Raw genomic sequence first — 8,786 nt, 5'->3', positions numbered from 1 at the left:
AGAGGTGTATAAGAGACAGCAATGACACGCCGCCGCCGCCCAACGCCAAGCCGCCGCCGCTCGTGGTGGGCATGACCATGTCGTCCACCACCAGCGCGGGCTCCTTCGCCGCGCCCGTGGGCAACACCGCCTACGGCAAGGCCAACGGCCCCGCGAAGGCGCCCCAGGACGTGAAGGGCTACTCCGCGCCGAAGTACGTGCCCGTGTACCAGGTGGACTCGGAGCCCTCGGTCGCGTCCGAGGTGAAGATTCCCTACCCGGACGAGGCGCGCCGCGCGGGCATCGAGGGCACCGTCACGCTGTCCATCACCATCGACGCGGACGGCAAGGTGACCAACGTGAAGGTCATCTCCGGGCCCGGCTACGGCCTCAACGAGGCCGCGCGCGACGCCATCCGGCGCTTCCGCTTCAAGCCCGCCATCAAGGGCGGCGAGGCGGTGGCCACGGAGATGAAGTACTCGTACACGTTCCTGCTGGACTGAGCAGTCCGGGCGCCCCGGGGACTGGGGCGCCCGAGCGCGCTACTGCGTCTTGAGCGCGCGGCGCATGATGTCGCGCAGCGCCGCCAGGTCCTCGTCCGGCATCGCGGCGATGAGGGGCGGCGGCGCGCTCAGCCGCGCCATCAGCCGGCCGCGCAGCTCCGCGCCGGCCTCCGTCAGCACCAGCATCTTCACGCGGCGGTCCTGCTCGCTGCTCTTGCGCTCCACCAGCCCGCGCGCCTCCAGCCGGTCCACCAGCCCCGTCACGTTGGACGCGTCGCACGACAGGTAGTTGGCGAGCGTGCTCATCGCGAGCGCTCCCTCGCCCAGCTGCCGCAGCACGTGCGCCTGCACCGGGGACAGCTCGAACTCCGCCGCCAGGGCGGGGAAGTTGCGCATGTGCGTGTGCAGCAGCTCGAAGAGGAGCGTCCACGCCTGCTCGGGGAGCCCACCCTCGCTCTCGGCCGGGCCACTGGGGGACGCCTGCCGACGCATCACCTGCTCGCTGGGACCGTCGTTGAGACCGTTCATAGTGAATTTACGTTAATTCATCGTGCGCACATAAACAATTGACATCATCAACCATTGACCGCTACTACATTCCGCATATTCCAACATCCGACAGTGCGGATTACTTCAACGCCGCCTTCAGGTCGGGTAGAGGACGCAACGCAGTCGTCCATTGGACGGATCCGCCTCGCGCTCCCGCGAGTCGGTGAGGAGGTCGAGCGGTATGAGTACCCTTCTGGCGCTGTCCCTGTCGGCCACCCTGGCCGCGGCGCCCGTACTGACGCTGGATGAGGCGCTGGAGTCGGCCCGCCAGCAGAACCTCGATTTGAAGATCGCCCAGGAGCGCTTCGAGCAGGCATCGCTCGCGACGCGCCGGGCCTGGGCGGGCTACCTGCCCACCATCACCGCCGGGGCGTCCATCACGCGCAACAACGTGGCGGCCATCATTCCGGCGGGGCCCATCGCCCCGGTGGACATCACCATCCAGCCGCTCATCCAGCGGGGCGCGCAGTTGGAGGCGCGGCAGGCCATCATCGCGCCGCAGCTGTGGGCGGGCATCGCGGCCTCCTACAAGGCCGTGAACCTGGCGGAGCTCAACACGCAGACGGCGCGCCGGCAGGTGCTCTTCGGCGTGGCGCAGGCGTACTACGGCGCCGCGGCGCAGCAGGAAGCCCTGCGCGCCCAGGAGCGGCTGCTGGAGCTGAACCAGGCGCGGGAGAAGGACACCCAGGCGCGGTTCGACGCGGGCACGGTGACGCGCGTGGCGCTGCTTCGCGCCCAGCTGGACCGCTCGCGCGCGGAGCAGGACCTGGTGCGCGCGAAGAACGCGCTCGCGGGCCTGAAGCTGGCGCTGGGCACGCTCATCCAGCGCGAGCCGGACTTCGAGCTGGCCGCGCCGCCGGAGCCGACGGTGCCCGCGCAGGCGTCGCCGGATGACCTGGTGAACAAGGCGCTGCAGGAGCGCTCGGACGTGCAGGCCGCGGAAGTGGGCCTGAAGCTCAGCCGCATCAACAAGACGGGCGTCATCCTGAGCTACCTGCCCACGCTGGGCGTGACGGGCGCGTACCGCATCGCGAACGCGGCGGGCTTCACCGGCTCCAACGAGACCTGGGCCATCACCTTCGGCGCCAGCTGGACGCTGTTCGACGGCGGCCTGCGCGAGGCGAACCTCTCCGAGGCGTCGTCGCGCGTGCGCGAGGCCACCGTCACGCAGGCGCTGGCGCAGGCCCGCGTGAAGGAAGAGGTGCGCCGCTCCAAGCTGGACCTGGAGAACGCGCTGGCCAACCGCTCCAAGGCCGAGGAGGCCCTGGAGCTGGCGCGCGAGTCCAACCGCCTGACGGACGTGAGCTTCAAGGCGGGCGTGGCCACCTACCTGGAGGTCGCGGACGCCAACACCGCACTCACCAACGCGGAAGTGGGCTTCGTGTCCGAGCGCCTCCAGGCGTCACTCGCCGCGCTGCGCCTGCTCAACTCGCTGGGCTCCTTCGAGTCCGGTTCGGTGAAGAAGGACGCGGCCGCCCTGGGCGCGGAGCCCGGCGCGGGCGCGCCGCGGCAGGCCGCCCCGCAGCAGCAGCCGGCCGGGCAGCAGCCCGCCCAGGAGCAGCCGGCTCCGCAGCAGCAGCCCGTGCCCCAGCCGTAGGCGTGGGTGGAGTGGAATTCCCGGCGCCTTCCCGAGGCGCCGGGTCCCCTGCCCTCCCGGGCGGGAAGCAGGTGCTGCGTTGTGGGGGTCCGTCACCGGCCCCACCCTCCTCTTACGGACCCGTTCCACGAGGAGGGAACCATGGCGGACGCATCCTGGGGCAACTGCAAGAACTGTCGCTTCTTCGCGGGCAACAGCGACGAGCCGAGCGACGAAGAGACGCAGAGCTGCAACCAGCCACAGCTCAAGCAGTTCGCGCTCGTGGTCTCCGGTGACAGCGGCTGCAACGCCTACGAGGCGCGCACCGGGGAGACGGTGCCCACCTACGAGGAACCCGCGCCAATGCACTGACGGCCCAGGCTCGGAGCTTGGAAGCCCGTCCCACCGGTCCTCGCGATGCGACGGCGCACCAGCCGCTCAGGTGCCCGTGGCGTCGCGGACCCGGGGCAGCGCCGGCCCCGCGGGCTCGTGCGCCTCGTGCGCGTAGTAGATGCGCTCCATGAGCTTGCGCTGGTGCACGAGCGGCTTGTCGTACTTGTCCAGCCGCATGCCCTTGTGGCTGTAGGGCGTGTCCGCCACGGTGGGGATGAAGCGCGCGTCGTCGCGCACCTCCCACCAGGTGAGCCCCAGCGCGGCCTTCGCCGCTACCGGCAGCAGGGGCCTCAGCGCGGGCACCGTCGTGCGCAGGAAGGAGAAGACGTGCAGGCGCGTGGTGCGCGCCGTCTCCGGCACGAAGAAGATGTGCGCCTGCGTGGTGAAGGGGCGCGGCGCTCCCGAGGGCATCGTCCAGCGGACCGTGTAGACGCTGCGCACCGGGTCGAAGCGCGTCACCCAGTCGTTGTGGAAGACGTCCCCCTTGCCCACCATGAGCAGCCGCATGATGGGCGCGGGCCGCTGCGGGGCGCGGTAGTGCACCTCCGTGTGGTCCTCGTGGTTGTGCGCCTCGAACTCCACCGCGCCGGCCTGCGCGCCGCTCCAGCCCAGCCGGGTGTGGACGAAGGGCGTGTGTTCGTCCTCGCTGAAGTTGTCGAGCGCCACGTGCAGCGGCGCCTGGAACAGCGTGGAGAACGTCCCGCCGAAGACGTAGTCCCCGCCCGCGAGCTCCGGCATCGCGGATACGGGCGTGCTCGCGTGCGCGAGCCAGAGGTAGCCGTAGCGCTCCACCACCTGGAAGCTCTTCGCCTCGCAGTGGCGCAGCTCCGGCTGGCTGGGGTTGAAGCCCTGCCCTCGCGCGTCGAAGCGCCAGCCGTGGTACGGGCACTGGAGCTGGCCCTCCTTCGTCACGGTGCCCTTCGACAGCGGCGCGAAGCGGTGGGGACACGCATCCGACAGCGCCGCGGCCTGGCCGGTGGCATCCCGGAAGAGCGCGTACGCATGGCCCGCCAGCTCCACGCGGACGGGCTGGCGGCGCAGCTGGCGGGAGGGGAGCACCGGATGGAAGTGCCTGACGACGTCGGGGGTAGGCTCCATGGCGCCGGCAGTATAGCGGCCTGTCGCGGCGGACCCCGGGTGGGTCGTGGCGGGACCTGAAGGGTGGGAGCCGGGCCGCGCGGGTGGCATAGACTGCCGGGCCGTGAATGCCCCCGTCCCTTCCCGTCACCGTTCGCGCTGGCCCGCCGTGGCGGCCCTGGCCGTGCTGGTGGCGCTCGCCGTGGGAGCAGGGCTGTACGCGGGCGGCGCGCTGCCGGCGCCGGTGCCCCAGGCGGCCGGGCCCTTCGGCTACGCGGACTACGCGCAGGCGCTGAGCCACGTACGCCCCAGCGGGGACCTGGACTTCGAGGGCCTGTCGCGCGACCGCGCGGCCCTGGAGCGCTTCGTCGCGTCGCTCGCGGCGGTGTCGCCGCACCGTCAGCCGGAGCTGTTCCCGTCGCCCGAGGACCGGCTGGCATACTGGATCAACGCGTACAACGCGCTGGTGCTGATGCAGCTGGTGGAGCGATACCCGGACGGCGTGGCGGCGTCCTGGTTCGGCGGCTTCTACTGGGGCCACGCGTGGCCGGTGGGCGGTGAGCGGCTGACGTTGTGGGCGATGGAGCAGCGCATCCTCTTCGGCGAGTACGCGGACCCTCGCGTGCACTTTGCCCTCTTCCGGGGGACACGGGGCGGGCCCCGGCTGGACGGCGCGCCCTACCAGCCGGAGTTCCTGGACGCCCAGCTCAACGACGCCAGCCGCCGGTACATGGGGGATGCGCGCCACGTGAAGCTGGAGGACAAGACCGTGCACCTGGCGAGCCTGTTCCAGGACCGGAAGCAGGACTTCCTCGCCGCGCTGCCGGAGGGCCGGGGCGGCAACGTGCTCCAGTTCGTCTGGGCCTTCCTGCCGGACACCTGCGAGGAGCGCCCGGGCTGCGACACGCGCGGCGACCTGGACCGCGCCTGCGGCCCCCAGCTGGACAAGTGCCGCATCGACTTCCTGCCCGAGGACACGTCGCTCCCCGACGCCGCGAACACCGCCGCGCGGCGCTGACCGGCCGCCTTCGGCTAGCGTCCCTCCTGCGTGGACGAACACGCGGGAGGCACCGGGACATGACGACGGGAGCGGTGTGGCTGGCGACGTGGCTGGCCCTGGGGAGCGCGGGCATGAAGTGGGAGCCGCAGGCGAGCGGGACGACGGTGCGGCTTCGTGGCGTGAGCGCGGTGGACGGCCGCGTCGCGTGGGCCAGCGGAGACAAGGGCACCGTCGTGCGCACCACGGATGGCGGCAAGACGTGGACGCAGGCGCCGGTGCCGGGCGCGGAGGCGTTGGACTTCCGCGACGTGGATGCCTTCAGCGACCGCACCGCGTACGTGCTGTCCATCGGCGCGGGTGACAAGTCGCGCATCTACAAGACGACGGACGCGGGCGCTCACTGGACGCTCCAGTTCACCAACGCCAGGCCCGGGGCCTTCTTCAACGGCATGGCCTTCTGGGATGAACAGCACGGCATCGCGTTCAGCGATCCGGTGGACGGGCACTTCGTCGTCATCACCACGGAGGACGGGGGCGCGACGTGGAAGCCCGTGCCGGAAGGCGCGCTGCCGGCCGCTCTCGCGGGCGAGGCGGGCTTCGCCGCCAGCGGCACGAGCATCGCCGTGTACGGTAAGTCCGACGTCTGGTTCGGACTGGGAGGCTCCATCGCGCGCGTGCTGCATTCCGCGGACCGGGGCAAGACCTGGGGCATCGCGCCCACGCCGCTGGCCACGGGTGAGGGCGCGGGCGTGTTCTCGCTCTACTTCTGGAGCCCGATGGCGGGCATCGCGGTGGGCGGCAACTACAAGCAGCCGGAGGTGGCCACCGGCAACGCGGCGCTCACGCTGGACGCGGGCAAGCGCCAGTGGACCGTGCCCGGCAAGCCGCCCGGGGGCTACCGCTCCTGCGTGGCCCCGCTCACGCGCGAGCGCAAGATGTGGCTCATCGCCGTGGGGCCCACGGGTTCGGACGTGTCGAAGGACGCGGGCAGGACGTGGGAGCCGCTGGACACCACGGGCTTCCACGCCGTGTCCACGCCGCCGCAAGCGCGGGACACCGCCTGGGCCGTGGGTGAGGAAGGGCGCATCGCGAAGCTGGGCTTCACGGACGCGAAGGCAGCACCGAAGCAGCCGTAGCGCTCCGGGGCTTCCGCTCGCGCGGCGACTTCAGCGCCCCGAGAGCGGCAGCCCTGGCGCAAGCCGCGGCGCACGTCCCGCCGAGAATGCTCCAGCGGGACCTGCGTGGCGCGGGGAGTTCGCTCCCAGCGCCGGGTGCTTCACTTCACCAGCAGCGCCGCGCCGATGATGCCGCTGTCGTCGCCCAGCTCCGCGTCGGCGATGAGCAGGCCCTCGCGCGACACGCGGGACGACCACTGCTGCACGCCGTCCAGCAACTGCCGCTTGAGCCCCGGGCAGTGCATCAGCACGCCGCCTCCCACCACCAGCCGCGAAGGGTTGAGCACCGTCACGTAGTTGGCCACCGCGAGCGCCAGGAATTGCGCCGCGCGGGTGTGGATCTCCTTGGCCTTCGCGTCGCCCGCTTCCGCCGCCGTCTCCAGCGTCACCGGAGTGATGGTGTCCGGGTCGTCGTGGGTCAGCTGCTCCAGCACGCGCGAGCTGCCCGACGCCAGCAACTCCTTCGTCTGCGCGATGAGGTTGTGGCCGCCCGCGTACGCCTCCAGGCAGCCATGCTCACTGCAGCCGCACAGCCGGCCGCCAGGCACCACCTTGATGTGCCCCAGCTCGCCCGCCACGCCGCCGCCGCCGTTCACCAGCCGCCCGTCCGCGATGATGGCGCTGCCCACGCCGGAGCCCACGAACACCACCAGGATGTCCTGCGCTCCACGACCCGCGCCCGCGTGCAGCTCGCCCCACGCCGCCGCGGACAGGTCGTTCACCACCTTCACCTCGAAGCCCATCCGCTTCGTCAACATCGCCGCCAGCGGCACGTCGCGCCAGCCCAGGTTGGGCGCCACGGAGATGACGCCCGAGTCCTTGTGGATCTGCCCGGCCGCGCCCACGCCGCAGCCATCCACCTTCTTCACCCCGGCCTTCTTCACCGCCTCCTCCGCCGCCTGGGCGATGGTCTCCACCACGCCCGGCGGCTTGCGGTCCTGCAACGCCACCTTGGCGCTCGCGAGGATCGCGCCCTTCCCATCCACCACCGCGGCCCGGGCGAACGTCCCGCCCAGGTCGATTCCCAGCGTCGGCATGGCCAGTTCCTTCCCTTACGTGCGTGCTTCGCGTGGGACGCCCGGACTCAGGCGCCGACTTCCTTCTGCGCCTGGGCGACGGTCTTCTCGATGAGCGCCTGGATCTCCTTCACGCGCGCCTCCGTGCTGGCCTCGTAGCGCAGCACCAGGATGGGCTGCGTGTTCGACGCGCGGATGAGGCCCCAGCCGTCCGGGAACGTCACGCGCACGCCGTCCACGTCCACCACCTTGTGGCCCGCGTCACGCAGGATCTCCGTGGCGCGCTTCACCATGGCGAACTTCTTCTCCTCCGTCGTGTCGAAGCGCAGCTCGGGGCTGGCGAAGGTCTTCGGCACGTCGGAGAGCAGCTGCGACATGGACTGCTTCTCGTGGGTGAGAATCTCGAGCAGGCGCGCGGACGCGTACACCGCGTCGTCGAAGCCGAAGTAGCGGTGCTTGAAGAAGATGTGGCCGCTCATCTCGCCGGCCAGCTCCGCGTGCTCCTCCTTCATCTTCGACTTGATGAGGGAGTGCCCGGCCTTCCACATGATGGGCCGGCCGCCGTGCTTCGCGATGTCGTCGTACATCGTGTAGCTGCACTTCACCTCGCCGATGATGGCCGCGCCCGGGGACTCCTTCAGCACGTAGCGGCTGAAGAGCACCATCAGCTGATCACCCCAGAGCACGTTGCCCTGGTCGTCGATGACGCCGATGCGGTCGCTGTCGCCGTCGTAGGCGATGCCCACCTCCGCCTTGACCTCCTTCACCTTCTTGATGAGGTCCTGGAGGTTCTCCACCACCGTGGGGTCCGGGTGATGGTTGGGGAAGTCCGCGTCCATCTCGCAGAACAGGGGCACCACGTCGAAGCCCATGCTCTCGAACAGCGGCACCGCGATGGCGCCGCCCGTGCCGTTGCCCGCGTCGATGACGATCTTCATCCCCTTGCGGCCCACCTTCACCGTCTGGCGGATGAAGTGGTTGTAGGGCGTGATGATGTCGTAGGGCGTGACCTTGCCGGGCTTGTTCGAGGTCGCGAAGTCCTTGGCCTCGATGAGGCGGCGCAGCTCCTTGATTTCGGGGCCGTGGAAGGTCGTCTTGCCCGCGCCAATCTTGAAGCCGTTGAACTCCTTCGGGTTGTGGCTGCCGGTGATCATCGCCAGGCCGTCCACGGGCAGCGTGTTCGCCGCGAAGTAGGTCAGCGGCGTCGGCACCACGCCCACGTCGTAGACGTCCAGGCCGGTGGCGGTGAGGCCCTTCGCGAGCGCGTCGCGGAAGCGCGTGGAGGACTCGCGGCAGTCGCGGCCCACCACGATGGAGGTGCCGCCCTTGCGGCGGATCATGGTGCCCAGGCCCAGGCCCAGGAGCTCCACCACCTCGATGGTGAGGTCCTTGTCCACCAGACCTCGGATGTCGTACTCGCGGAAGATGTGCGCGTTCATGGCAGTGTCCCCACCCTCGACAGGAACCGGGAGGGCGTAACGGAAGGCGTCGGACACTACACGAGGGGCCCCGGGGGCT

General features: G+C 70.7%; 9 protein-coding genes. 5 read left to right on the top strand and 4 right to left on the bottom strand.

From position 1 onward, the window contains the following. A partial coding sequence (locus D7W79_RS13990) for an energy transducer TonB (protein WP_147441918.1) occupies positions 1–482 on the top strand: 482 nt, incomplete at its 5' end. Between the two features lie 39 nt (positions 483–521). Here the strand turns inward: D7W79_RS13990 and D7W79_RS13985 are convergent. Next, the gene (locus D7W79_RS13985; RefSeq protein ID WP_120525870.1) at positions 522–1,010 is read right to left on the bottom strand and encodes a MarR family winged helix-turn-helix transcriptional regulator; all 489 of its coding nucleotides are present in this window, start codon (positions 1,008–1,010) and stop codon (positions 522–524) included. Between the two features lie 202 nt (positions 1,011–1,212). On the opposite strand from D7W79_RS13985, the gene D7W79_RS13980 reads away from it, so the two are divergent. Then, on the top strand, positions 1,213–2,628 hold the full coding sequence (locus tag D7W79_RS13980) for a TolC family protein (RefSeq protein ID WP_120525869.1): 1,416 nt from the start codon (positions 1,213–1,215) through the stop codon (positions 2,626–2,628). 141 nt (positions 2,629–2,769) lie between these two features. Continuing rightward, on the top strand, positions 2,770–2,979 hold the full coding sequence (locus D7W79_RS13975) for a hypothetical protein (RefSeq protein ID WP_120525868.1): 210 nt from the start codon (positions 2,770–2,772) through the stop codon (positions 2,977–2,979). Positions 2,980–3,045: 66 nt separating this feature from the next. Here D7W79_RS13975 and D7W79_RS13970 read toward each other — a convergent pair whose 3' ends face one another. Continuing rightward, positions 3,046–4,098, bottom strand: coding sequence for a Rieske 2Fe-2S domain-containing protein (locus tag D7W79_RS13970; RefSeq protein ID WP_120525867.1), 1,053 nt, complete (start codon positions 4,096–4,098; stop codon positions 3,046–3,048). A gap of 103 nt (positions 4,099–4,201) precedes the next feature. Between D7W79_RS13970 and D7W79_RS13965 the strand changes: the two genes are divergently transcribed. Both D7W79_RS13965 and D7W79_RS13960 read left to right on the top strand, forming a co-directional pair. Next, the gene (locus D7W79_RS13965) at positions 4,202–5,095 is read left to right on the top strand and encodes a DUF547 domain-containing protein (RefSeq protein ID WP_244221767.1); all 894 of its coding nucleotides are present in this window, start codon (positions 4,202–4,204) and stop codon (positions 5,093–5,095) included. Positions 5,096–5,154: 59 nt separating this feature from the next. Further along, positions 5,155–6,213, top strand: coding sequence for a WD40/YVTN/BNR-like repeat-containing protein (locus D7W79_RS13960; RefSeq protein ID WP_120525866.1), 1,059 nt, complete (start codon positions 5,155–5,157; stop codon positions 6,211–6,213). Positions 6,214–6,353: 140 nt separating this feature from the next. On the opposite strand, the gene D7W79_RS13955 is transcribed toward D7W79_RS13960, so the two are convergent. Both D7W79_RS13955 and D7W79_RS13950 read right to left on the bottom strand, forming a co-directional pair. After that, on the bottom strand, positions 6,354–7,289 hold the full coding sequence (locus tag D7W79_RS13955; protein ID WP_120525865.1) for an ROK family protein: 936 nt from the start codon (positions 7,287–7,289) through the stop codon (positions 6,354–6,356). A gap of 47 nt (positions 7,290–7,336) precedes the next feature. After that, positions 7,337–8,707, bottom strand: coding sequence for a phosphomannomutase/phosphoglucomutase (locus D7W79_RS13950; RefSeq protein WP_120525864.1), 1,371 nt, complete (start codon positions 8,705–8,707; stop codon positions 7,337–7,339). Positions 8,708–8,786 lie beyond the last annotated feature (79 nt).

The organism is Corallococcus exercitus (genome assembly GCF_003611585.1).
Taxonomy (GTDB): Bacteria; Myxococcota; Myxococcia; order Myxococcales; family Myxococcaceae; genus Corallococcus; species Corallococcus exercitus.
Note: the sequence above shows the minus strand (reverse complement) of the source record. Positions and strands in the feature narration are given on the sequence as shown.

Bases quoted from the DNA above. Each gene is read 5' to 3' on its own strand.
- D7W79_RS13985 (WP_120525870.1), bottom strand. From the start codon at position 1,010: ATGAACGGTCTCAACGACGGTCCCAGCGAGCAGGTGATGCGTCGGCAG.
- D7W79_RS13980 (WP_120525869.1), top strand. From the start codon at position 1,213: ATGAGTACCCTTCTGGCGCTGTCCCTGTCGGCCACCCTGGCCGCGGCG.
- D7W79_RS13975 (WP_120525868.1), top strand. From the start codon at position 2,770: ATGGCGGACGCATCCTGGGGCAACTGCAAGAACTGTCGCTTCTTCGCG.
- D7W79_RS13970 (WP_120525867.1), bottom strand. From the start codon at position 4,098: ATGGAGCCTACCCCCGACGTCGTCAGGCACTTCCATCCGGTGCTCCCC.
- D7W79_RS13960 (WP_120525866.1), top strand. From the start codon at position 5,155: ATGACGACGGGAGCGGTGTGGCTGGCGACGTGGCTGGCCCTGGGGAGC.
- D7W79_RS13955 (WP_120525865.1), bottom strand. From the start codon at position 7,289: ATGCCGACGCTGGGAATCGACCTGGGCGGGACGTTCGCCCGGGCCGCG.
- D7W79_RS13950 (WP_120525864.1), bottom strand. From the start codon at position 8,707: ATGAACGCGCACATCTTCCGCGAGTACGACATCCGAGGTCTGGTGGAC.